Source organism: Streptomyces sp. NPDC051662 (assembly GCF_040681655.1).
Taxonomy (GTDB): domain Bacteria; phylum Actinomycetota; class Actinomycetes; order Streptomycetales; family Streptomycetaceae; genus Streptomyces.
Window position 1 is genome coordinate 35925 of the sequence record NZ_JBFAZD010000014.1, and the last position, 23930, is coordinate 59854.

Consider the following 23930-nt stretch of genomic DNA (forward strand, 5'->3'; position numbering starts at 1 on the left):
GGCTTCTGGAACGGAGGCGTTGGGCGCAGGGGTTTCGGGTGCGGGGGCGTGGGGAAGCGGGGCGCTCATGAGCGGACCTCCAGCGTGACCGCGGTGCCCTCGCGGGCCGAGCGCCGCGCCGCCTCCAGTACGTCGAGCGCCGCCGCCGCCTCGTGCGCCGTCACCGGTGGCGCGGTGCCCTCGCGCAGCGCGGTGGCGATCCCCGCGTAGTACGCCGGATAGTCGCCCGGTTCGGTCTCCACGGGGTGGCCCCCGCCCGTCAGTGGCGACTCCCCGGCCCCGATCCGGCCCCAGAGCGACTCGGGCTCCACACCCCAGCCGGTCCCCCTGCCCGGCCGCCTGCCCTCGCGCAGATCCGCCTCCTGAGGGTCGAGCCCGTACTTCACATAGCCGGCCGTCGAGCCGAGCACCCGGAAGCGCGGGCCCAGTTGGGCGGTGGTGGCGCTGGCGTAGAGATGGGAGCGCACGCCGTTCGCGTGGGTGATCGCGATGAAGGTGTCGTCGTCGGCCTCGGCGCCGGGGCGGCGTGCGTCCGCCTCCGCGTACACCCGTACCGCCGGGCCGAACAGCACCAGCGCCTGGTCGACGACATGGCTCCCGAGGTCGTACAGCAGACCTCCGATCTCCTCCGCCGCGCCCGACTCGCGCCAGCCGCCCTTGAGCTGCGGGCGCCACCGCTCGAAGCGGGACTCGAAGCGCTGTACGTCGCCCAGCTCGCCCGCCGCGACAAGACGGGTGAGCGTGAGGAAGTCGTTGTCCCAGCGGCGGTTCTGGAAGACGGAGAGCAGCAGCCCGCGCTCCTCGGCGAGCGCGGCCAGCTCTCGCGCCTCGGCCGCGCTGCCGGCGACCGGCTTGTCCACGACGACCGGCAGACCGGCCTTGAGCGCGGCTGTCGCGATCGGGACATGGGTCTTGTTGGGGGAGGCGATGACGATGAGGTCGAGGCTGTCCGCCCGCTGCCACAGTTCGTCCGGCGAGGCCGCGAACCGTACGCCGGGGAACTCGGCGCGCGCCTGTGCCCGGCGCTCCTGGCTGGAGGTGACGACCGTGTCGAGTACGAGCCCGTCGGTGGCGGCGATCAGCGGGGCGTGGAAGACGGAGCCCGCGAGGCCGTAGCCCACGAGTCCGACGCGCGTTGGGGTGCCGGTACCAGTCATGCGTCCACTTAAGCAACGGTGTTTCCAAAGTGCAAGCAGGAGAGACAATGACGGATGTGACGGATGTGAACACGGGGAACGGCAGAGGAAACGGCACAGGAAATGGCAGAGAGAGCGCGGGCGCCAATCTGCCGACGCTGCGCGGCCATAACGCGGCGCTGGTGCTCGACCTGCTGCGTACGGCGGGTGAGGGCGGGATCAGCCGGCTGGAACTGGCCGAGCGCACCGGCCTCACCCCGCAGGCGGTCAGCAAGATCACGGCCAGGCTGCGTACGGAGGGCATGGCGGCGGAGGCCGGGCGCCGCGCCTCCACGGGCGGCAAGCCCAGGACCGTACTGCGGCTCGTCCCCTCGGCCGGTTACGCCGTGGGCCTGCATCTGGACCGCGACGAACTGACGGCGGTCCTGGTCGACCTGGCCGGCACGCCGGTGGCGGTACGCAGGGTTCCGTTCGACCTCGGGGCGGGGGCGGAACAGGTGATCGAGACGGCGGCGGTCCAGGTGGACGCGGTACGGGCGGAGGCCGGCCGCGCCGGGACCGAGCGGGTCGGAGGCGAGTGGGACGGGACCGGGCGGGTCGGAGGCCGTGCCGGGGAACTGCTCGGTGTCGGTGTCGCGATGCCCGGGCCGCTCGATCACGCCACCGGCGTACCCCGGCGCGTCACCGGCTTTCCGCAGTGGGACGGTTTCCCGCTGCGCGACGCCCTCGCCGCGCGCCTCCAACTCCCCGTCGTCCTCGACAAGGACACCAACGCCGCCGCTCTCGGACTCGCGCCGCGCGGGCCCGGCGACTCGTTCGTGTACCTCCATCTCGGTACGGGCCTGGGCGCCGGGCTCGTCCTCGGCGGCACGCTTCACCGCGGCGCACGCACCGGCGCGGGCGAGTTCGGCCACCAGGTCATCCAGCTCGACGGGCCCCTGTGCGAGTGCGGAAACCGCGGCTGTATCGAGGCGCTCTGCTTGGCGGCGGTCGACCGCGGCGATCTGGCGGAGGCCGCGCGGGTGCTCGGCGCCGGGGCGGCGAACCTCGTGGGACTGCTCGACATCGACCGCGTACTGCTCGGCGGCCGGACGATCGCCGCGCACGAGGAGCGTTTCGTACGGGGAGTGGCCGCCGCCGTCACCGAACGCGCCCGGGGCGCGGGCATCTCCGTGGCGGCGGCGCAAGGGGGCGCGCATCCGGTCGCGGAGGGCGCCGCGCAGTTGGTCCTGGCGCCGGTGTTCAGGCACCGCCGAAGTGCGGAACTGGGCTGATCGAGTTCATTTGTTCGATTGATCATCCATTTGGGGGTACAGCGTTCGGGCCGGGCCTCCGGCACATGACAGCGTCAGGGATGCGGGGCCGGGACTCGTTCGTCCAGCTCGTTCGTCCAGTGGCGGCCGACCGGCCGGCCGGGCAACTGTGCCCCGACCGCCACGCGATCAGCAAAGGCCGTGCGACCCATGCCCTTCATACGACCCAAGCCGTTGATACGACCCAAGCCGTCCATACGACCCCGGCTGTCCATACGACCCCTACAACCCGAGCCGTTCATACGCCCCGGGCTGTCCATGCGCCCCGGGCTGTCCCCTCTCCGCAAGCCCCTCGCGAGGTTCCGGCGCGCCCTCGCCCTCGGGGTCACCGCGGCCACCGCCCTCGCGCCGACCGTAGTGCCCACGCTGCCCGCGCTCACCCAGGAGGCGCGGGCCGAGCAGGCGACGGCTGTCCGGACGGCGGCCTCCGCCGGCGCCCGTGAGGCGACGCGCGAGCCCCGCTGCGGCGATGTCTTCGATCGTGACTTCCCGATCGAGGCCCGTATCCATGGTGGGCCCACCGGTTTCCGGCCCGGCGGCGGCCCCGGGGCCTGGTTTCTCGATCTGACCAACACCACGGACGCGGACTGCCGGTACATCCATCCCGTGGTCGTCCTCGCCGACCGGGACCGGACGCTGGCCGTCTCCCAGGTCACGCTCCAGATCAGGCCGGCGACGTCCGGCGACGGTGGGCGGTGGCGCACGCTGTCGCTGGAGAAGACCGACGAGGACGAGATCGTCGGTGTCCTCAACGACGGCTTCCCGGGTTTCGTCGTCCCGGAGGGCCGGACCGTGACCGTCAGCGCGCGGCTGGCCTTCGCCGCGGACACACGCCCGAACAGGGTCGTGATGAGCGCCGCGACCGTGCAGCGCCGCGGACGTGACGGTGACTGGGTGGGGGAGTCCAACACGTACGACTTCGCCGTCGGCTCGGGCGGGCTGAACGGCGACAAGGTGAACGGTGACAGGGCGAACAGCGACAACGAGAAGGGCTACAGGGAGGAGGGCTACAGGGAGAAGGGCCGCAGGGAGGAGCGCCACAAGGAGCAGCGGGCGGACGAGCGGCCCGAACTCGCCCGTGCCGGAGCCGGCAACGACCTCGTCGGCCGTGTCGCCGCCGCCATGGCCCTGCTCACGGCCGGAGTCATGCTGGTCGCCGGCGTACGGCGGCTGCGGGCCGGGCGCCCCTGACCGGCCGGGCCCGGGCGCCCGGGCCCGGGCGCCCCATGCGAATATCCCCAGGTGGACTACCCGAACGACCAGGCACCAGGCGCCCCCGTCCGCTCCGGCATTCCGGAGCACGGCCGCATCCCCAAGTACTACGCGGTCAAGGCGCGGGTCGCCGTCCTGATCGAGGAGTTGGGCGAAGGGGGGCTGCTCCCCACCGAACGCGATCTCGCCGTACGGTACGAGGTCTCCCGCGAGACCGTGCGCCAGGCCCTCCGCGAGCTCCTGCTGGAGGGCCGGCTGCGCAGACAGGGTCGGGGAACGGTCGTCGCGGGCCCCAAACTGGAGCAGCCGCTCTCGCTCGCCAGCTATACCGAGGGCGTACGCAGGCAGGGCCGCCGGCCGGGCCGTAACCTCATCTCCCTCGACCGCTTCGCCTGCCCGCCCTCGCTGGCCGCCGCGACGGGGGTGGCGCTCGGTGAGCAGATCTGGCACATGGAGCGGGTGCTGCTTGCCGACGACGAGCGGGTGGGGCTGGAGAGCACCTATGTCTCCGTCGCCCGCGTGCCTTCCCTGGCCACGGAGTTCGACCCCGACTCGTCCTTCTACGCCTATCTCCATGATGAGCTCGGCATCTCCTTCGGGGACGCGGACGAACGGATCGAGACGGTGCTCGCCACCCCGCGCGAGGCGCTGCTGATCGGTACCCCGCCGGCCCTGCCCATGCTGCTGATCCACCGTGTCTCGCGCGATACGACGGGCAACCCGCTGGAGCGCGTGCGCACCCTCTACCGCGGAGACCGATTCAGCTTCACCACCCACCTGGGCGGGGTTCGCGGCTGACGGTTCCGCGACTGTCGGCTCGTGCCGTGTCCGAGGGAACACGAGAACTCACGATTGGCGACCAGCCGCCACGGCGGTCGTGACTATCTCGCTCGATTACGGAAAGATAACGGGTCTGGTCCAAACTTGAGGGCCCGTTCACCGTCCGGTTGCCGACCGGACGGCTCCGGGCCACTACCCGCGAGGAGCGTTGCCGTCGTGAGAGTCATCGTCGTAGGAGCCGGCGTGGTGGGAACCATGCACGCCTGGCACGCAGTGAACCGCGGCCACGAGGTCGTACAGATCGAGCGCGAGACCGAGGCGCGAGGGGCCTCTCTCCGTAATTTCGGGCAGATTTGGGTGAGTGGCCGCGCGGGCGGCGAGGAGCTGGAGACGGCGCTGCGGGCCCGCGAGCTGTGGGAGGACATCGGCCGTCGCGTCCCCGACCTCGGCTTCCGGGCCAACGGTTCGCTGACCCCCGTACGTACCGAGCTGGAGCTCGCCGTCGCCGAGGCGGCGGCCTCCCGCCCCGACGCCGCCGCCCGCGGCTATCGACTGCTCACCGCCGCCGAGGCGCGGGTGGTCAACCCGGCGCTGCTGGGCGACTTCACGGCCGCTCTGTGGTGCGAGCGGGACGCGGCCGTCGAGCCGCGTACGGCCCAACTCGCCCTCAAGCGGGAGCTGCTGGCCTCCGGGCGGTACACCTACCTCGGCGGGCGCGAGGTCCGCGAGGTCATCGGTGAGCACGCCGTCCGCGACGACCACGGCGAGACGCACTCCGGCGACGCCGTCATCCTCTGCACGGGCGCCGCGCTGAGCGGGCTCGTCCGTGAGCTGGTGCCCGATCTGCCCGTGCGCCGCGTGCGGCTCCAGATGATGCAGACCGATCCCCTCGGTGAGGATCTCACCACCTCCGTCGCGGACGCCGACAGCTTCCGCTACTACCCGGCCTACGCGAGCGCGGCGCTCGACGCGCTCAACACGGGCCAGGCACAGGACCCCGTCGCCGCCGAGCACCGGATGCAACTGCTCATGGTGCAGCGCCGGGACGGTGGGCTGACCATCGGCGACACCCATGAGTACGCGCACCCCTTCGCCTTCGACCTGCTGGACGACCCGTACGCGCATCTCTCCGCCGTCGTCGAGTCCTTCCTCGGCCGACCGCTGCCGCGGATCAGGCGCCGCTGGGCCGGGGTGTACGCGCAGTGCGTCGACACCACCCGGGTCGTGCACCGGGAGCGGGTGCGGGACGGGGTGTGGCTGGTGACGGGGCCGGGCGGGCGCGGGATGACCTGCTCGCCCGCCATCGCCGAGACGACCGCGAACGAACTGGGCTGGTGAGCAGGGTGAAGGAAGCGAGCAAGGTGACTGAGGTGAGCAGAGTGGCTGACGTGAGCCAGATGACTGACGTGAGCCAGGTGGCTGACGTAAGCAAGGTGAACGAGCCGAACGTGCCGGGGAAACCGACGATCAAGCTGGTCGTGCTGGACATGGCGGGCACCACGGTCGCCGACGGCGGACTCGTCGAGCGCGCGTTCTCGGTCGCGGTGCGTCGCATGGGCGCCGAGCCGGAGTCGATGCTCGCTCATGTGCGCGCCACCATGGGCGAGTCCAAGATCTCCGTCTTCCGGCATCTCTTCGGGGACGAGGCGAAGGCCCAGCAGGCGAACACGGCCTTCGAGGCGGCCTACGGAGAGCTGGTCGCCGCCGGGCACATCGCGCCCGTACCCGGTGCGCGCGAAGCCATCGAGGAGCTGCGCGCCCAAGGCCGGACGGTAGTGCTGACCACGGGCTTCGCCCGCGTCACCCAGGACGCGATCCTCGCCGCGCTGGGCTGGCGGGAGCTGGTGGAACTCACCCTCTGCCCGGCCGACGCGGGCGGGCGCGGGCGTCCGTACCCGGACATGGTGCTGGCGGCCTTCCTGCGCACCGGCGCGGCCGACGGGGTCCGGGAGATCGCGGTCGTCGGCGACACGTCGTACGACATGCTCAGCGGGGTTCGGTCCGGCGCGCGCGTCGTCGCGGGCGTGCTCACCGGCGCCCATGACCGGGACGCGCTGGAGGCGAACGGCGCGACGCATGTCCTCGCGTCGGTCGCCGCTCTGCCTGCCGCTCTCGCCGCGGCGGAGGCGGAGTGATGACCGGCCCCGCGGTCAGGAACACCACGCCTGAAACCGGCCCCTCGCTCACGTTCTCGCCCTCGCCGCACTCGCCCCCGCCCTCGCGCAGTGGCATCCGCTTCGACGGTGTGTCGGTCGCGTACGGCCGGACCACCGTCCTCGACTCCCTCGATCTGACCGTCGGGCCGGGGGAGTTCATGGCGCTCCTCGGCCCCTCGGGCTCCGGCAAGACGACCGCGCTGCGCGCCGTCGCCGGATTCGTCAGGCCGGCCGCCGGGCGGGTGCTCATCGGCGGCCGGGACGTCACCGACCTCCCGCCGTACCGGCGCGGCATCGGGATGGTCGTCCAGCAGTACGCGCTCTTCCCGCATCTGCGGGTCGAGGAGAACGTCGCCTTCGGACTCAAGGCGCAGCGGGACCCGAAGGTCCCCAGGAGCGAGATCCCCGGCCGGGTCGCCGAGGCGCTGGGGCTGACGGGCATGGCCGCGTACGCCCGGCGCTACCCGCGCGAACTCTCCGGCGGTCAGCAGCAGCGCGTCGCCATCGCCCGCGCGCTCGCCATCCGCCCCCGGGTGCTGCTCCTCGACGAGCCGCTCTCCGCGCTCGACGCACGGCTGCGTTCCGGAATGCTCACCGAACTGGCCCGGCTGCACCGCGAGTTGCCCGATGTGTCCATCCTGTACGTCACCCATGACCAGGTCGAGGCGCTCACCCTGGCGGACCGGATCGCCGTCATGGACCGGGCGCGGCTGACGGACTGCGGCACCCCGCGCGAGCTGTACCGCAGTCCCCGATCCGAGTTCACGGCGTCGTTCGTCGGCAACGCGAATCTGCTGCCCGTCACGGTCGGTACGGCCGGGGTCGCCTTCGCGGGTACGGAGATCGAGGTCGCGACCGGCGATGTGGCGCGGGGGGCCACGGCGACCCTCTGCGTGCGCCCGCATCTCGTCGGTCTCGGCGCCGGGCCCAACACCCTGCGCGGCACGGTCGCCGAGGTGCAGTGGCGCGGCTCCACCCACCGGTTGTACGTGGAGGTGGCCGGGCACCGGCTCAAGGCGGACGTTCGGGAGCTGCGCGAGGCCCCGGCCCTCGGCGACGAGGTGACCGTGCACTTCGCGCCCGAGGACGCGGTGCTGCTGCCCGCGGGCGCGGGGATCGGTGGCCCCGATGTCTAGTGCCGTGTCCGGTGAGGTGGCGGAGCGGCAGTCCGTACGGCCACCCGGGACGGGGAAGGACCCCGAAACGCGGGAGACCCGTGGGGCCCGGCGCGACCGAAGGCTTCTGTGGGCCCTGCCTCCTGTCGCCGCCCTCGCTCTCTTCTTCCTCTATCCGCTCGCCCTGGTCGTCAAGCAGTCCTTCTCACCCGACACGGGCGGCACCTCGATCGAGCCGTACACCGAGGTCTTCGCCTCCGAGGCCTTCCGCGAGGCGCTCACCACCACGGTCTGGCTGGCGGTCGGTTCGACCGCCGGATGTCTGGTCCTCGGCTTCGCACTCGCCCTCGTCATCGCCTTCGTACCGTTCCCCGGCAGCCGGGCGGTCGCCCGCTTCATCGATGTCTTCCTCTCCTTCCCGTCCTTCCTGATCACGCTCGCGCTGCTGTTCATCTACGGCACGGTCGGCATGGTCAACGGCGCCTGGACGGACGTCACCGGCGCGGCGTCGGGGCCGGTGCGGTTTCTGACCACCCCCTGGGGCGTGCTCCTCGCGGAGATCACGTACTTCACGCCCTTCGTGATGCGCCCGCTGCTCGCCGCCTTCTCCCAACTCGACACCGCGCAGATCGAGGTGGCGTCCTCGCTGGGTGCCAGGCCGGCCAGGATCGTACGGCGGGTGATCCTGCCCGAGGCGCTGTCCGCGCTCGCCGCCGGCGGCAGTCTCGTCCTCGTTCTCTGCCTCAACGAGTTCGGGATCGTGCTCTTCACCGGGGCCAAGGGCGTCACGACCCTGCCGACGCTCGTCTACAGCAAGGCGATCCTCGAATCCGACTATCCGGCCGCCTGTGTGGTCGCCGTCGTCAATGTCGCGCTCTCCGTCGGGCTGTACGCCGTCTACCGAATGGTGGCTTGCCGTGCTGGTGCATAGCCGTACGGGACGGTGGGCCGCCTGGGGCGGCTTCCTCGTTCTCTTCCTTCCGCTCTTCGCGCTGCCGCTGCTCGTCGTGGTCGCCGCGTCGTTCTCCACCAACTGGTCGGGCGCGCTTCCCTCCGGGCCGACCGCCGGGCACTACGGCGCCGCCGTACGCGGGGAATCCCTCCAGGCCCTGCTGACCAGTCTGATCACGGCCGTCACCGCCAGTCTGCTGGCGCTGACCATCGGTACCTGGGCCGCGCTGGCCGGTGCCGCGCTGGGAAGGCGCGGACGTCGCGTCCTCGAAGCGCTGTTCATGCTGCCCGTCGCCGTGCCGTCGGTGGTCGTGGGGCTCGCCGTACTGGTCGCGTTCAGCCAACCGCCGCTGCTGCTGAACGGCACGCGCTGGATCGTGATCCTGGCGCACACCGTGCTGGTCACGGCGTTCGCCCACCAGTCGGTGTCGGCGGCCCTCCGGCGGCTCGACCCGATGTACGAACAGGCGGCGGCGTCGCTCGGCGCCCGCCCCTCGTATGTGCTGTGGCGGGTGCGGATACCGCTCCTGCTGCCATCGCTCAACGCGGCGGCCGGCCTCTGCTTCGCCCTGTCCATGGGCGAGTTGAGCGCCACGATGATGCTCTATCCGCCCGACTGGATGCCACTGCCGGTACGGATCTTCACCGCCACCGACCGCGGCTCCCTCTTCACCGGCTCGGCCGTCGCCGTCGTTCTGATGGGCACGACGCTGCTGGTGCTGCTCGCCCTCTCCCGTATCCGTACCAAAGCCACTTTTCGCTAGGAGAAGACCACGTTATGCGCGCCTTCACTCGCCAGCCGCTCCCCGCCCCGCGGACGACCGCCCCAGGGACACCCACCGTGCGGAAGTCCGCCCCAGGGACACCCACCGTGCGGAAGTCCGCCCTGCGGGGATCCGCCCTGCCCCTGATCGCGGGCGGTCTCGTCCTCGCGCTCTCCCTCACCGGCTGCGGCGGCTCCTCCACCGCCTCGGACGAGAAGTCCGTCACCGTCTACAGCGCCGACGGACTCAAGGGCGAGAACGGCGACGGCTGGTACGACCAGGTCTTCAAGGACTTCGAGAAGGAAACCGGCATCAAGGTCAACTACGTCGAGGGCGGATCCGGCGAGGTCGTGCAGCGCGCCGTCCGCGAGAAGTCCAACACCCAGGCCGATGTCCTCGTCACGCTCCCGCCGTTCATCCAGCAGGCCGACGCCAAGGGGCTGCTCCAGCCGTACGAACCGAGCGGCGCCGAGCACCTCGACGCGGCCGGCAAGTCCGCCGACTCCACCTGGACCACGGTCGTCAACAACTACTTCGGCTTCATCCGGAACACCAAGGAGCTGAAGCAGGCGCCCACGACCTGGGAGGACCTGCTCGACCCGGCGTACAAGAACAAGCTCCAGTACTCCACGCCCGGCGTCGCGGGCGACGGTACGGCCGTGGTCATCAAGGCCATGCACGACTTCGGCGGAAAGGAGCCGGCGATGGCCTATCTCAAGAAGCTCCAGGCCAACAACGTCGGCCCGTCGTCCTCCACCTCCAAGCTCGCGCCCAAGGTCGACAAGGGCGAGATCCTGGTGGCCAACGGCGACGTCCAGATGAACTTCGCGCAGGCCAGGTCCATGCCGAACCTGGGCATCTGGTTCCCCGCGAAGGACGGCGGCAAGCCCACCACCTTCGCTCTGCCCTACGCGGCCGGACTGGTCAGCAAGGCCCCGCACAGCGAGAACGGCAAGAAGCTCCTCGACTTCATGCTGGCCGAGCGGGCGCAGCGGCAGGTCAGCGAGATCGGCGGCGGCTTCCCGGCCCGTACGGACATCAAGCCCACCGACGCGAACGCCGTCGCGCTCACGAAGCTGGTCGACGGCGTGGAGATCTTCGAGCCGGACTGGCAGGACATCGAGAAGAACCTCGACGGGTACATAGACGCCTGGAAGTCGGCCACCGGCAGCTGACGGACCTCCACCGGCAGCTGCCGGACCTCCCCCGGCCGGGCCGCCACCCCGGCCCCACCTTGATCGCTTGTGCGGTGGACGGGACCCCGTGCCGTCCACCGCACGCGCTGGTTAGGCTGAGCGTGTCGGACCGTGCATTATTGGCCACCGCAGAGCGGAGAACAGTCCAGTGGCAGAGCGCAAGCCGATCGAGTCCTGGCTCACCGACATGGACGGCGTCCTCATCCATGAGGGGGTCCCGATCCCCGGCGCCGCCGAGTTCATCAAGCGACTGCGGGAGTCGGGCAAGCCGTTCCTCGTCCTCACCAACAACTCCATCTACACCCCGCGCGATCTCCAGGCCCGGCTGGCCCGGATGGGGCTCGATGTGCCCGTGGACAACATCTGGACCTCGGCGCTCGCCACCGCCAAGTTCCTGGAGGACCAGCGGCCCGGCGGTACGGCCTATGTCATCGGCGAGGCCGGGATGACCACGGCTCTGCATGACATCGGCTATATCCTCACCGACCACGAGCCGGACTATGTGGTGCTCGGCGAGACCCGTACGTACAGCTTCGAGGCGCTGACCCGGGCGATCCGGCTGATCAACGGCGGAGCGCGGTTCATCTGCACCAACCCCGACGAGACCGGCCCTTCGACCGAGGGCCCGCTGCCCGCGACCGGCGCCGTCGCCGCGCTGATCACCAAGGCCACGGGCAAGGCCCCGTACTTCGCGGGCAAGCCCAACCCCCTGATGATGCGGACCGGGCTCAACGCCATCGGCGCGCACTCCGAGACCAGCGCGATGATCGGTGACCGGATGGACACCGATGTGCTGGCCGGACTGGAGGCCGGGATGGAGACCTTCCTGGTGCTGACCGGCGTGACGACCCCCAACGATGTGGACCGCTATCCGTTCCGTCCGTCGCGGATCGTCGACTCGATCGCCGATCTGATCGACCGCGTCTGAGTGTGTCCGTGCGGCGTATGAGCGAGTGACCGCGCGCTGCGGATGCGAAATCCGGCGGCGCGCGTGAGTCTGTCGTGTACCAGGAGGTTCACGATGCGTTCAGGGTTGCTCGCTCTCCGTGCCGCGGGGGTGGTCGCCGTACTGATGGCCGCGCCCGCCCTCGGCGCCGACGCCGCGCGGGCCCATGACTCCGTACGGGTCATGGTCACGCCGTCCGCGGTCGCCCCGGGTGGCGAGATCGAGATCAGAGCCGAGGGCTGCGCGAGCGGTTCGGGTGCCGCCGTGTCGCGGGTCTTCGTCGCCGACGCGGCACTGAAAGGCGGCGCGGGCGGCGCGGATAGCACGGGTGGCGCGGGCGGTGCGGATGGCGCGTTGACCGGATCCGCCGTCATCGGATCCTCCGTCAAGGAGGGCAGATACGAGATCGATGTGCGCTGCGACGGTCATGGCCACGCGGGCGCGGGCGGCTTCGATGTCGTCGCCCCTGCCGGGCACGACAAGCCCGGTCACCACGCCAGTCCCGTGGCACCGGTCCGCGCGGGCGGCGGTGGCGCTGCGCCCCTGGCCGGGGGCGCGGGCGACGTACCTGGGACACGGGACGTGCGCGACGCGGAAGACGCGGATGAGGTGGATACGGACTCACGGTCCGCCGCCGAGGCCACCGGGCCCGGTATGCCGCACGCGGTGATCGGCCTGGTCCTGGCGGGCGTCGCCGCGGTCGCCGTGGCCCTCAGGAGCGCACGGCGCTCGCGCCACTCCGAGCGGGACTCGGACTGAGATGTCCGGCCGGAGCGCCGCCCCGGGCATCGGCAGACTGCTGGCCGGAGTGACCTGGGCCGTCCTGCTGCTGGGGCTCTGGCTCTGGGGACGTGACATCGGCGAAGGGCCCGGCGGATGGTCCGCGCTCACCACCGGCGATGTGGCGGCGGTCGGCCGCCCGCTGAGGGTGGCGCTGCCACCGGCCCGTACCCCGCTGGAGCCGGCCGAGCCGCGGCGGGTGGAGGTACCGGCGATGGGGATCGACGCGCCCGTCGTGGCCCGCGGGCTCGATGACACCGGGGCGGTCGATCCACCGCCGTACGCGACACCGCGCGCGGTCGGCTGGTACGGCGGCGGGGTCCGGCCCGGCGCGCAGGGCGCCGCGCTCCTCGTCGGCCATGCCGACACCGAGACGAAACCGGCGGTGTTCCACGGGCTGAGCGCGGCCCGGCGCGGCGCGAAGATCCGGGTGACCGGGGTGGACGGGAAGATCGCCGAGTTCACCATCGACGACGTACGGGTCTTCGGCACGGACCGCTTCGACGCGAACAAGGCCTATGGGCCGCACCGAAGTTCCCGTGCCGAGCTGCGGCTGATCACCTGCGGTGGAACCTTCGACCGCGCGACGGGGTCCTACACGGCGAACGTGGTGGTCTCGGCATATCTGACGGGAGTGAGCGAGCCGCGCGAGAGCTGACGGACCCCGGCCCGGCGCGGGGCCGGTATGCCAGGATTGGCGACGACCGGGCCGGCTCGGTCGGGGCGGCCGGGGGAGAGCGGCCCCGGACCCCGGACACAGTGATGGTGCACCAAGGGGGAGTGAATGTACGGCAGTTATTCCGGTCGCGACCGCGGCGCCGGGCCCGGACGCGTACGGGCCGGTGTGGCGGCGGCGGGGGCGGTGCTGCTGCTCGCGGGCTGTTCGTCCGACGGCGACGGTGACGACGGCGACGGTGGTACGAAGGCGGCGCCGATCGGCCAGCGGCCCAGGGCGGAAGCGCCGTACTGGGTCAACCCCGAGGGCAGGGCGGCCCGTCAGGTCGCCGCGTACGACAGCGCGGGCGCCATCGAGAACGCCGCGCTGATCCGGAGGATCGCCGAACAGCCGGTGGCCGAGTGGATCGGGCCCGACACCCCCGAGGCACAGACCAAGGGCTTCACGGAGGCGGCGAAGAAGGCCGACCGCGACGCGCTGCTCGTCCTCTACAACATCCCGCACCGCGACTGCGGCCAGTTCTCCAAGGGCGGCGCCTCGGACGGCAACGCCTACCGCACATGGGTCGACCAGGTCGCGAAGGGCATCGGCGACCGCCGCGCGACCGTGATCCTGGAACCCGACGCCCTCCTGCACCTGGTGGACGGCTGCACTCCCGGCCAGTTCCACGAGGAGCGCTACGACCTGCTCAAGGGCGCCATCCAGCGGCTCAAGCAGCAGCCGGCGACCTCGGTCTACCTGGACGCGGGCAACGCCGGCTGGCAGACGCCCGACGCGCTGTTCGAACCGCTCCAGCGGGCGGGCATCGCCGACGCGGACGGCTTCTCGGTCAATGTGTCCAACTTCTACCCGACCGCGGCGAGCAAGGACTTCGGCAAGCGGCTCTCCGCGAAGGTCGGTGGCAAGCCCTTCGTGATCGACACCAGCCGCAACGGCAACGGCCCTTACACCCAGGGCGATCCGGGCGAGAACTGGTGCAACCCGCCCGGCCGCGCGCTCGGCGAACAACCGACCACGAAGACCGGGGATCCACTGGTCAAGGCATACCTGTGGATCAAGCGCCCGGGAGAGTCGGACGGCGACTGCAAGGGCGGCCCCAAGGCGGGGGACTGGTACCCGAACTACGCCCTGGACCTCGCGCGCAACAGCCGGGGGTAGCCGAGGTGACCCGGAGCCGGTCATGGCGGTGGGGGCCGCCTCTGACCTTTGAGTCTCGCGGTTCCGGGTCGGGCGTCAAGGGCGCTCCTTCGTCGCGTCGGCAAGCCGATGACCTGCGGTCACCCTTGACTCCCAACCCTCCACCGCAAGTGCAGCTTTGTGGGGGGCGGCCCGGGGGAGGGGTCCCCGGGGGGCTGGTTTCGTGGTGCCGCTCTGTTCCCGGCCTGCGGCCCGGTGGGCCCTGCGGGGCTGCGCGGCAGTGGAGTGGGGCGGCCCGGCCCCGGCTCAGCGGGCAGGTGTGGGTGGGTAGTTGGGATTCATGCCCCGCTGTGAGGGTCCGTTGTCGGGTGGCACCTGTTGGCTGGGGGCGGACGGACCCGCAACCTGCCCCCTATGTCCCAGTTTAGCGGGGGCTTTGGGGAGTCCTTGGGCGGGTGATGCGTCCTGAGGTCGGTTAACCCGTCCCCACGACACATCACCGCCCCCGACCGGCCCACTCGGCGCCCCATGTGTCACACCCGTCCCGCCACCCACACACCCTCACCAGCGGGGCATGAGTTCCGGCCGCTTCCCGACCGTCAGACGCTTTGCCGGGGCCGGGTCGCCCCACTCCACTCCCGCGCAGACCACCCACCCACCCGGAAGTCGGGAACAAACCCTTGGACATGCGAGCTTCCTGGCCGGAGCGTGGTGTCGTGGGGCTCCCATCCCGACCACCTTCGGCCGAGGCAAAGCCGAGCAGTCGCGGCCCAGGGCGTCAAGGTCGTTCGTACCGTGACGCGCCCCACCTTGGTGCCCTGAACCACGCCCGCTCCACAGTGTGTAGGTCGAAGGCAGACGGGATGGGTGCCGGGGTGAGAGGTGGGTGAGGGGAGTCGGGGCGATGCATAATCGGGAGGGTCTAGCAATCATGCATTTGGAGGAGGTAGATGGCCTCCGAGTGCTTCTCTGGCCCTACTGATGAACTGCTCCCTAAGAGCAGCCCGTCGCTCAGAGAAGTCCAGAAAGTCGTCACTGAGCAAGACGTTGAGAGGACGAACGTCAGAGCCTGCCCCATCGGTGAGACAATCCCATTCCTCAGCAGCAAGGCCGCAGAGCGAGCGAGCTGCCTCAGCGACATCAAGCGCACCCTCCAACAGCACGACGGGGAGCACCTTCCATAGCTCATCCACCGAGTCACTCATCCGTGCATCATGATCCGGACTGAGGGACGAGGGGGACTGAATCCAAACGGCCGTCATAAGATGATCTTTCTGCATGGCTAGGTCGAGAGAGCGAACATAAGCGTCCCGGCGGGCCTCTCGATGCCGAGTGGCTCGCTGCTCGATTCGGTCTTCACGAGCCCGTTTTGCCTGTTCGCTAGCCCCCCTGACGGATGCTCCAAAAAGCGAACCCGCCCGTGATCGCACCGGCAGACAAGGTAGAGACTGCTGTGATCAAGGCGAAGCTACGGTGTCTTTCACAGCCGCCAGTCTGCCGTGTTGGTGCGCGGTCTACCGAACGAACGCCTTACGTCTCTGAGCTTGTGCGTACGGCTGCTGTACAGCAGGAAAGTACAGCAACCACGGCAGCCGACCGCCACTGTCCCAAGACGGTTGCCCAACCTGCCTTGTGGACTTCAGCCCTCCACCTGCTCGTAGTTCGCGTCGAGGGCTCCAGCGTGGAGGGCGACCCGCCGAACGCTAAGGCAATGAAGTGCTACAACAGCGACGTGCCGCGACAGCCGCCTCCACCCCGCACTACGTCTTTGGAACCAGCAGCGGACGGGGCGACGTCGCCAGGCACCGGCCTCTCCACGAAGCTTGCCGATGGCTACCCACAACGGCCGACTAGGCCTCATCATGATGGGGTGTCTTGATCGGGCATGCTGCTGCAAGCGTGGGGGGAAAGTCATGTACTTCAGCGAGCTCTTTCAGATCGAATATAAGGCAGAGTTTGATTGGTTTGATCCGATTCTCGAAAACGATACTCTGCTCTTCGTCGATCCCTTTTTGGTCTTCGCGGACTCGGATTCTAATTGGCGGCAAGCTTACGGTGAGATGATGGCGTACTTCCAGTCCGCTTTTACCCTTCTGGCCAGTAGTAAGCTCAATCCTAAGCATCAGTACTACAGGCGTACGCTATCACTGATGGAATTCCCCGAGCCTCGGGAGTTCCGGCTGGGTTTTGCGGGTAAAAGTAGTGCGGGTTCTGGATCTGGTCCCGGACTTGCGAGGAAAGTCGTAGAAGCCATGACGCAAGCCATTCAGCGCGGAATCAAGGACATAGAACACTTTGAAGAGCTAGGAATCCTCGTTTCGGGGATTAACAAGGATCGAATATCGGACATCACTTGCAATCTCCTTAAGTCGCAGTTGATTCAATACACTCAGGAAATCTGCCATTCTCTCAACGTCCCCATGGAAGTTCGCAAAATTCGGCACAGCGCCTATGACGAGATGCGCTCCCGTTGGATGGATGCCGAGCACCTCACGCCAGTCGATCCCGAGTCAAACACGCCTATCCTCCTAGTGCCAAAGCGTTTTTTGCGTGAACTCCCGACCCTTTCTTCAGACAACTGGAGTGAATTCCTTGATACTTCCCTCAGGGATGACCTGAACATCAAGATCTCGCAAGGGATGAAGAAGGAAGATTTCATCGCTCTCGCCCGCAGTCATCCTGCCGTTCTTCGTCAATGGATTCAGTATTCCGAGGAGCGCGGTTCCAACCCCTACGACGTTGACTCAGACCCTATGCTTCACGTCAACTGGCAACGCCTTGCCCGTGAAGCCATTAGCGCGGAGCCGGTCAGGGAGACCCCTCGCATCTCTAACGCGGACGACCTTCTAAATTTCGCACATTCGGCCATCGAGCACTTCCGTAGATGGGTCGAGAAAAAGGGCGGATGGCGAGCATTTTGGCGGGATCTTAAAGGTCTAAAGTCTATCCCCGAAACCAATATGCAGCTCCTCTTCCTTGGGGTCCTAGACCACTATTGTGAACAAGCTGGCGTAATTCTTGATCGCGAGGTGGAGACGGGGCGCGGGCCGGTAGATTTCACCTTCACATCGGCGGGAAATTTTAGGGTGTTGCTGGAAATGAAGAAACTTACGCACGGAGAATTTTGGCACGGCCTTCACACGCAGACCCCGATCTATATGGATAGTCAGGGTGTCGACCATGCGATCTTTCTCTCTGTTCGCGACTCTACGAGCAGACCGATGAACGAGCGCTGGATGAAGCTGGATCTGGAAGCGGCTGCGGCTGGCGAAGCTAACTCTTGCAGGATCGAAGTGGCTCGCATCGATATCATGCCGAAGGAATCAGCAAGTAATTCTTGATCGAACCTTAGGTCGCCGCTACTAAACACAACAAGATGGCAGAACTCCCCAAGTGGTGGCCTGCGTTGCACAACAGTGGAGTGCAGTAACCAGCCCGACCGACGTTGACCGTGCGCCCATGAGTGCCTTCAGCCAGTTCGGCGGCTCCTAGCGACCGCCCCGCCTGTAGGTCGCTTCAAGGGGCAGTCTGACATCCATAGGTGACATCAACGACGGCGCACAACAGCAACATCGGACGGTCACCAGCAGCTCCAAAGGCCGCCGCAGGAGTCCGGTTGGCAGTCGCCCAGCCGAACTCCTAATGCGGTGGTCAGCCTCGCCCCTTCGGGCCGATACCAGTAGTGCCACGCCTGATTGGTTCCCGCGCCGTGACTCCACCGTCCTCCGATGCACCGTCGTACCCGCACTGCGGAAGCATCCTTTGGGTTTCGCGCGGTGCGGGGACAAGTCGGGGGCTCCTCCGGACCCCGCCGCCTATGGATTCTCTGGTGCCGGCCGGATGCTGCTGTAAAGCAGCGAAGTCTAGGAGCGCGGTGGCGCCACGTCGCGCGTGAGTTGCGGTGTTTTCCAGCGTGCGGTGCTTTGGCGGATTGGCCCTGATGGTTACCGCAAGCCCTCCGTGGTACCCCCTACGATCTGGGCGGCGGGGTTGACCCCTCGATGCGACTACCGGCAGGACAGTCGTTCAGGTCTGCTGAGCCGGTCAGCCAGCCGCTGGGGGCTGCTTAACGTTGCCAGCGGTCGACGCGGTTGCTGTAGTTCCATATGCCGGTTGTGGCTGGACAAGGCCGGAAGTCCCGGTAGCGTGCGCTGCACGCGCTAGCGGGAACGGGCCCTTCCAGCCTCGGTGTCCGCTGGCACGACCTGTGGGGGGTCAGTTGAAGAAAATTGCCGTGGGGCTGTTGGTGGGCTTGGCACTGGTGGGGTGCTCCAGCACGTCGTCAGAGACTGGCGCAGCGGATACCGAAAGCGTCCAGGAGACGCCCGAGGAGGCGCAGGAACCGGTCACTTCGGAAGCCCCGCCCGCCGTGACCGTGGAGATCACCTGCTCAATGGAGTACTACTCCTCGTTCGAGGAGGCGTGGTCGGCCGAGCACGACATGTGCGAAGGTGACGCCACTGACGGGGAGATGACGGACGTCGAGAACCGGGCGGTCAAGGCTGCCTACGACGAAGAGGGATACGTGAGCGGCCTCGGCGTGTTGTACGGCATCTGCGCCCAGAATGGCCCCGACAGCTTCTCCTACTTGGACACGGCGGGTTCGCCCGAGCAGATCACAGAGATCAAGGGAGCATTGACGCTCTGCCCTGAGCACCCCAAGAAAGCGCAGATCAACAAGGCGCTCGCCGGAGCCGGGAAGCGCAACGGTCTTGAGGCCGAGGGGAAGATCTTCGGCGCTGGTGTGTTCCTGGTCGGTGACGAGATCAAGGCCGACACCTACTACGCGACCGACGTCGAGGGCTGCTACTGGGAACGCACCGACTCGAACGGCGAGCCCATCGACAACTACTTCACCAACGCAGCGAAGCGGGTACAGGTGACCATTCGGTCGAGCGACTACTCGTTCAACAGTGAAAGCTGCGGGCAGTGGCGGCCCGTCGGAAGCTGAAGGAGCGAGCGCACGAGGGCGAGGCACAACCACGGCATACCTGGACTGCGTGGACGACACGTGGACGCCGGGTTCGCACACAGCGTGCGCTGCACGCTCCGCGGGTTTCCAGCGTCTGGCTGATCAGCCGAACAGACCTCGGAGCTTCCCGCCTGAAGTTCGCATGGAGGGGCAGAGGGCACGTTTGTATCGCCTTCCGAAGGAGATGCGATCCCGCCAGACGTCTCCCGCTTAACTGCCGTTCAACCGGCCTCGCACCATCTGGCCGCCGTCACGCGGGCCAGCATTGCCACCTCGCGCGCGGTCGCCGCCGATAACTCCAGGCGTACGACCCCCGAGCCGTTCGGATCCGTTGCGGCCCGGAGCTTGGTCCCCGACGTGTCCACGCCCGCGGCTGTCAGTGCGTCGCCCAGTTCTGCCGCTGCCTGCGTGGCGTCCCGCCAGCCGGTTAGGTAGTCCACGCCGCGTGCCCACAGCATCGCGCCGAGGTCCAGGTCCTCACGGTTGAATCCGCCGTCCCCGATGCCGTCCATTCTCTCAAGTCCCTTTCCCCGCAGGCTGGCTGAACACTGACCTTGCCGGGCCGCGCCGTAGGAGGACACGACGAAGGCCCCGGTACCTTCGGCACCGGGGTTCGTGATCGTTTGTGCCGGTCCCCAACTGGACCACCCCGCGCCTGCCAGGGTTTGAGGGGTGGTCCGGTGTTATGTCAGCGGTTTTTGTGGGTGGAGCTCGTAGGCCGGGGAGAGATCAGAATCGTTGTCGGCCGCCGGGATATTGGATGGGCTTGCGGCAGTCCGGCGCATTGTCGGGCGTGGGTTCGCCGTCGAGTGCATAGCAGAGCGAGGCGTGTAGTTGCTCGGCCTCAGCCACGGTCAGCAGCAGCGATGAAGTGGCGACGTGCTTACCGAGGTGGACGACCTGGAGCGGCAGTGTCAGTTGGCCATTCTGGTCGCGACTGAGTGACTGGCCCGATACCGGTCCAATCTGCCATTCAGGCGTCTTGCGGGTGGGCCGGTTCATGCGGGCGTCTCCTCGGAGGGTGACGTGATGTCGTTCGGGCCGTTGTTGCCGTCATCGACCGGTTCGATGTCGTCGTCGGGTTCAGGGAGTCGGTCGCCGCGGCTCTCGGCCACCCGCAGGGCGTCGCTCAGTGCTTCGTACAGCCGGGCGCTCAGGTAGCGGAGTTCCCAGGCTTTGACGTTCTCGTCCTTGAGCATGCCGGCCGCGTGGCCGAGGAGGACGTCACCAGCTTGGAGCTGCACCTCTTCCATCTGGTCGGCGAGCCGGGACAGATGGCTCCGACCGTCGTCCGTCACGAGGTACGAGCGTTGTCCGGCAGGGCCGAGCCACGGCAGGAGACGGGGGTTCTTGCTCACTGTGCCACCGCCGTCCAGTGGGCGGTGCAGACCAGGCCCATGCGGCAGCCGCAAGCCGGACCGGGGCGTGTGCGACGCTCGTGCGCGATGACGTACGGGCGGACGAGGTGGACGTCTTCGCCACGGATCGCGCGCCAGATGTACGGGTCGGGAACGCGCGGCAGGCTCATCGTCGGTGTGTCCACACAGCGAACGACAGGGCTGGTTTTGGCCGCGCGATGATGGCCTGGGGCGGGAAATAGCAGTCTCAGCAGCGACGCGAAAATCCTGCCGATAGGGTTCCGCATGTCTACCTGCTTTCTCAGGTGGGCCATGCCCCGGGGTGCCGCTACGCACCGCCGGGGTGTCTTGTCTCGACAGTCAACGACCGTCTTTGGCCATGCGGCAGCGTTCACATGGGGGTTCACGTACACACGAGGGTTCACGAATTTCGGGTACGGGGGTTCACGGTGAACCCCCTTACTCGAAACTGCTGTGACAGGATGAGCACTTGGCGTGACGCCGGGGGTGCCAGCAGAACGTGAGCAGAGAGCCGAATCATCAGTTGGCCGCCGTCATGGCGGAGGCAGGATCCTCGAACAAGGGATTGGCCAAGCGGGTTCGTGAGGTCGCGGAGCGGCACGGTGAGCGCTTGGGGACCACGCACGTCGCTGTTCAACGATGGAGGGACGGTGCCGGAATCCAGCGGCAGACCGCCGCGTTCGTCGCCGAGGCACTGAGCGACAAGTTACGACGGCGGATCACCCCGAAAGACCTCGGTTTCCCCGGGGCAGCGCCGGCCCCCGCCTCCACGGTCGGTATGCCGTACGCCGGTTCCCTGGCCGAGACGCTGAACACCCTGGACAGCCTCACGCACCAGCGCCCGGAGGACGGGCCGGAGGATGACCCTCCCCTTCCTGACAGCGATGTCCACTCCGCCGCCCTTGCCTGGCTGGTGTCCCGCCCGGACGGTGTTCCTACGGACGCCTCCGCCACGCGTCGAGTCGGCATGCGCGACGTCGCAGCCATCCGGACCGCCGCCGGCTTCTTCATGCAGCTCGACTTCCAGTTCGGCGGCGGACACGCGCACAAGGCGTTCCGGCACTACTTCCGCGAAGACGCCCTGCCTCTCCTCGGCGCCGGCTACAGCGCCAAGGTGAGAGAAGCACTGTTCGCGGCAGCGTCGGAGATGTCGCAGCTCCTTGCCTGGAGCGCGTACGACAGCGGAAACCACACCCTTGCGGACCGCTACATGATGTCGACGCTGCGTCTGACCCAGGTGTCCGGGGACCGCATGATGGGTGCGCGCATCCTCACCAACATGAGTCACCAGGCGAACTACTTGGGCCGAGTGCCCAGGGCCGTCATGCTCGCCCGCGCATCGGTGGAGGGAGGGAAGGGCAGTTCGACACCACGAGCTATGGCGCTCTTCTCCGCCCACGAGGCCCGCGCGCTGTCCACATCTCAGGACCACAAGGGCGCCGCCCGCGCGATGAATGACGCGGAGAAGTTCTTCGAGCGAGCCGACGGCGCTGACGATCCCGAATGGCTCGCCTACATGGACGAGGCCGAACTGATCGGCGAGTTCTGCCACTGCTTCCGGGACCTGAAGCAAGGCCCCGAAGCCGTCCGGTTCGCCGAGCGCGCCGTAGCACTCACCGACCCCAAGTACGCGCGCACGCTCGGGTTCTGCCGCATGGTGCTCGCACAGAGTCAGCTACTCAACGGGGACCTTGACGCCGCCGTGACAACGGCCGGTCTCGCTGTCGAAGCGGGAGACGCCCTCCAGTCCGCCCGGTTCCAGCGGTACGTGGGCGACTTCCAACGCGAGGTTTCGGTTCACGGGACGCTTCCGATCGTCCAGCAGTTCAACGGGCAGGTACGGGACGCGATGGAGCGCTTGGACGACGAGTAGCCGGACTCAGCCCGGGTTCCAGTCGCGCGGCGCGTCGTCGTTCCGCAGCGAGGAGATCCGACGGGCGTACTCCGCCGCTGTCTCGGAACTCTCGGAGACGTTCTGCATCAGCCACGTCGTCATGTTGAATTCCTGCACTGCCCGCAGGGTGGAGAACCCGGACCAGGTACGGAGATCCCGCCCGTACGCGCCGACGAAGGCGCCGTACTCCTCCGGGGTCTGCCACCCCAGGCTGTGATGCTCGGTGGCCGTAACCATGAGATCCCACTCGGGAAAGTCGAAGCTGAACCTCTCCAGATCAATCAGGATCACCTGACAGTTCTTATCCACCATGAGGTTCTGCACATGGGCATCCCCGTGCACGGGACCCTTCTCGGACTCGAACCGAAGGTCTCCCACCCGATCCCGCAGCTCACGCGCACGCTTGCGCAGGAACGCGCGATCGTCCTCCGGTATGTCCACCGCCGCGTTGATCCGCCGGTCCGTCCGGTCCAGGACCGGGTACGGGGGCAGCGTCAACGTGTCCGGCAGGCTGATCGAGTGCAGGTCACGCAGAACCGCGCCCAGCTCCCCGTACGTCGGCTTCCGGTCACTCTCCTCGATCAGGTGCCAGAACGTCACGGGATGACCCTCAACGATCACTGGCTGTTCCAGATCATCGACCACCCGCGTGACCGGGAACCCCTCACCCGCCAGCCAGCGCGACACCTGAACCTCACCCCGCGCCGAGTCCAGATACTCCATCGATCGTGCGATCCGTACCACCACGGGGTGCGCGGCGAGGCGGAACAGAGCGTTCTCTCCCAGCCGGACCAGACGCGCGCCGTCACCGTCGAGACCCGCGCGTCGGCACGCCGCCGCCATCACCCGTGTGGCGCTCGTCGACGTGAACCCCTTTCCCGTACTCTCCGCTGCACCAGACGGCATGCCCGTACCCACCCCTTAGATACCGCCGCGGCGACCGGCGGCCGGCAACAGACGTCTATGCGACGCTACCCACGGGCAGCGAGGACAGACGATTCCGGGGCGTGACGATCGGCCATCCTCGGAGACATGGATCACTCGACCCTGAGGCATGGCCTCTGGCCTGCTGGTATGCGACAGAGTGGAAGAGGACTACGAATAACGCTTGACATGGATCAAGCCGTCTTTCTTGTGGATGATGCACCGCTGCGGCTGGGGCAGGCACCCAAGAGGATCAGACGTCCGTGCTGGCCGTGTCGATCGCCCAGGACGGGAAGGAGTCGGCTCTGGCGTATGCCTGTTTGTCGCACTACCACCGCGCCTCGCACCGGCGCTCTGGAAGCGCGAGTTGAAGCGCTCTCCTGCGCGCGTGCAGGGGACCCCGCTCGCCCACACGATCCACGCCCAAGTGCGGGAGGGGGAGTTGGAAGCCGCCCGGCACTTGCTTTCCCGCGAACGCCTCTACCCCGTGGACGACGGACTCCCGGCTCACCTGCGAGAGTGAACCGAGCACCAGCCGGGATGTCCTCTGCCGATCTTCCAGGCTCATGCCCGTGATCGAGTCGTTCCTCCAGAGGCAT

At 68.3% G+C, this 23930-nt stretch carries 23 protein-coding genes; 17 read left to right on the plus strand and 6 right to left on the minus strand.

Annotated elements, in window-relative coordinates:
- Positions 1 to 65: 65 nt before the first annotated feature.
- Positions 66 to 1157: a Gfo/Idh/MocA family oxidoreductase gene (locus AB0M67_RS23445; protein ID WP_365748328.1), complete on the minus strand. Its 1092-nt coding sequence runs from the start codon at positions 1155 to 1157 to the stop codon at positions 66 to 68.
- Between the two features lie 47 nt (positions 1158 to 1204).
- On the opposite strand from AB0M67_RS23445, the gene AB0M67_RS23450 reads away from it, so the two are divergent.
- The 15 genes from AB0M67_RS23450 to AB0M67_RS23520 all read left to right on the plus strand — a co-directional run bounded on the left by AB0M67_RS23450 (position 1205) and on the right by AB0M67_RS23520 (position 19113).
- Positions 1205 to 2410 (plus strand): ROK family transcriptional regulator, encoded by a 1206-nt coding sequence (locus AB0M67_RS23450; RefSeq protein WP_365748329.1) that lies wholly within the window; start codon positions 1205 to 1207, stop codon positions 2408 to 2410.
- 297 nt (positions 2411 to 2707) lie between these two features.
- On the plus strand, positions 2708 to 3640 hold the full coding sequence (locus AB0M67_RS23455; RefSeq protein WP_365748331.1) for a hypothetical protein: 933 nt from the start codon (positions 2708 to 2710) through the stop codon (positions 3638 to 3640).
- A gap of 51 nt (positions 3641 to 3691) precedes the next feature.
- The gene (locus tag AB0M67_RS23460) at positions 3692 to 4459 is read left to right on the plus strand and encodes a GntR family transcriptional regulator (RefSeq protein WP_365748332.1); all 768 of its coding nucleotides are present in this window, start codon (positions 3692 to 3694) and stop codon (positions 4457 to 4459) included.
- Positions 4460 to 4657: 198 nt separating this feature from the next.
- Positions 4658 to 5779, plus strand: a complete 1122-nt coding sequence (locus AB0M67_RS23465; RefSeq protein ID WP_365748334.1) for a TIGR03364 family FAD-dependent oxidoreductase — start codon at positions 4658 to 4660, stop codon at positions 5777 to 5779.
- Between the two features lie 59 nt (positions 5780 to 5838).
- Positions 5839 to 6576 carry a phosphonatase-like hydrolase gene (locus tag AB0M67_RS23470; RefSeq protein ID WP_365748557.1) on the plus strand — a complete coding sequence of 246 codons (738 nt, stop codon included), beginning with the start codon at positions 5839 to 5841 and terminating at the stop codon, positions 6574 to 6576.
- Positions 6576 to 7733: an ABC transporter ATP-binding protein gene (locus AB0M67_RS23475; protein ID WP_365748336.1), complete on the plus strand. Its 1158-nt coding sequence runs from the start codon at positions 6576 to 6578 to the stop codon at positions 7731 to 7733. Before AB0M67_RS23470 ends, AB0M67_RS23475 begins: the two co-directional genes overlap by 1 nt.
- Positions 7726 to 8643: a 2-aminoethylphosphonate ABC transporter permease subunit gene (locus AB0M67_RS23480; RefSeq protein ID WP_365748338.1), complete on the plus strand. Its 918-nt coding sequence runs from the start codon at positions 7726 to 7728 to the stop codon at positions 8641 to 8643. Before AB0M67_RS23475 ends, AB0M67_RS23480 begins: the two co-directional genes overlap by 8 nt.
- Positions 8630 to 9427: an ABC transporter permease subunit gene (locus tag AB0M67_RS23485; RefSeq protein ID WP_365748339.1), complete on the plus strand. Its 798-nt coding sequence runs from the start codon at positions 8630 to 8632 to the stop codon at positions 9425 to 9427. Before AB0M67_RS23480 ends, AB0M67_RS23485 begins: the two co-directional genes overlap by 14 nt.
- 122 nt (positions 9428 to 9549) lie before the next feature.
- Entirely contained in the window at positions 9550 to 10602 is a 1053-nt protein-coding gene (locus AB0M67_RS23490) for a 2-aminoethylphosphonate ABC transporter substrate-binding protein (RefSeq protein ID WP_365748558.1), read from the plus strand.
- A gap of 169 nt (positions 10603 to 10771) precedes the next feature.
- Positions 10772 to 11551, plus strand: coding sequence for an HAD-IIA family hydrolase (locus tag AB0M67_RS23495; protein ID WP_365748341.1), 780 nt, complete (start codon positions 10772 to 10774; stop codon positions 11549 to 11551).
- A 93-nt stretch (positions 11552 to 11644) separates the two neighbouring features.
- Positions 11645 to 12328, plus strand: coding sequence for a hypothetical protein (locus tag AB0M67_RS23500; protein WP_365748343.1), 684 nt, complete (start codon positions 11645 to 11647; stop codon positions 12326 to 12328).
- A gap of 1 nt (position 12329) precedes the next feature.
- On the plus strand, positions 12330 to 13007 hold the full coding sequence (locus tag AB0M67_RS23505; RefSeq protein ID WP_365748345.1) for a class F sortase: 678 nt from the start codon (positions 12330 to 12332) through the stop codon (positions 13005 to 13007).
- A 126-nt stretch (positions 13008 to 13133) separates the two neighbouring features.
- A complete protein-coding gene (locus tag AB0M67_RS23510; RefSeq protein ID WP_365748347.1) occupies positions 13134 to 14183 on the plus strand; it encodes a glycoside hydrolase family 6 protein in 1050 nt (349 codons plus the stop codon).
- Between the two features lie 1892 nt (positions 14184 to 16075).
- Positions 16076 to 17503, plus strand: a complete 1428-nt coding sequence (locus tag AB0M67_RS23515) for a hypothetical protein (RefSeq protein ID WP_365748349.1) — start codon at positions 16076 to 16078, stop codon at positions 17501 to 17503.
- An 878-nt stretch (positions 17504 to 18381) separates the two neighbouring features.
- Positions 18382 to 19113: a hypothetical protein gene (locus AB0M67_RS23520; protein WP_365748351.1), complete on the plus strand. Its 732-nt coding sequence runs from the start codon at positions 18382 to 18384 to the stop codon at positions 19111 to 19113.
- Positions 19114 to 19355: 242 nt separating this feature from the next.
- Here AB0M67_RS23520 and AB0M67_RS23525 read toward each other — a convergent pair whose 3' ends face one another.
- The 4 genes from AB0M67_RS23525 to AB0M67_RS23540 all read right to left on the minus strand — a co-directional run bounded on the left by AB0M67_RS23525 (position 19356) and on the right by AB0M67_RS23540 (position 20662).
- Positions 19356 to 19646: a hypothetical protein gene (locus AB0M67_RS23525; RefSeq protein ID WP_365748352.1), complete on the minus strand. Its 291-nt coding sequence runs from the start codon at positions 19644 to 19646 to the stop codon at positions 19356 to 19358.
- Positions 19647 to 19863: 217 nt separating this feature from the next.
- The gene (locus AB0M67_RS23530; protein WP_365748354.1) at positions 19864 to 20136 is read right to left on the minus strand and encodes a hypothetical protein; all 273 of its coding nucleotides are present in this window, start codon (positions 20134 to 20136) and stop codon (positions 19864 to 19866) included.
- Complete coding sequence (locus AB0M67_RS23535; protein WP_365748356.1) at positions 20133 to 20492, minus strand: hypothetical protein; 360 nt, start codon at positions 20490 to 20492, stop codon at positions 20133 to 20135. The genes AB0M67_RS23530 and AB0M67_RS23535 overlap by 4 nt, the downstream gene beginning before the upstream one ends.
- A complete protein-coding gene (locus AB0M67_RS23540; protein WP_365748358.1) occupies positions 20489 to 20662 on the minus strand; it encodes a hypothetical protein in 174 nt (57 codons plus the stop codon). The genes AB0M67_RS23535 and AB0M67_RS23540 overlap by 4 nt, the downstream gene beginning before the upstream one ends.
- A 350-nt stretch (positions 20663 to 21012) precedes the next feature.
- On the opposite strand from AB0M67_RS23540, the gene AB0M67_RS23545 reads away from it, so the two are divergent.
- Positions 21013 to 22386, plus strand: a complete 1374-nt coding sequence (locus AB0M67_RS23545) for a sporulation protein (protein WP_365748359.1) — start codon at positions 21013 to 21015, stop codon at positions 22384 to 22386.
- 6 nt (positions 22387 to 22392) lie between these two features.
- Here the strand turns inward: AB0M67_RS23545 and AB0M67_RS23550 are convergent, their stop codons facing one another.
- Complete coding sequence (locus AB0M67_RS23550; protein ID WP_365748361.1) at positions 22393 to 23313, minus strand: aminoglycoside phosphotransferase family protein; 921 nt, start codon at positions 23311 to 23313, stop codon at positions 22393 to 22395.
- 235 nt (positions 23314 to 23548) lie between these two features.
- Here AB0M67_RS23550 and AB0M67_RS23555 point away from each other — a divergent pair, with 235 nt between their 5' ends.
- Positions 23549 to 23854 carry a hypothetical protein gene (locus tag AB0M67_RS23555; RefSeq protein WP_365748560.1) on the plus strand — a complete coding sequence of 102 codons (306 nt, stop codon included), beginning with the start codon at positions 23549 to 23551 and terminating at the stop codon, positions 23852 to 23854.
- The last annotated feature ends 76 nt before the right edge of the window (positions 23855 to 23930 follow it).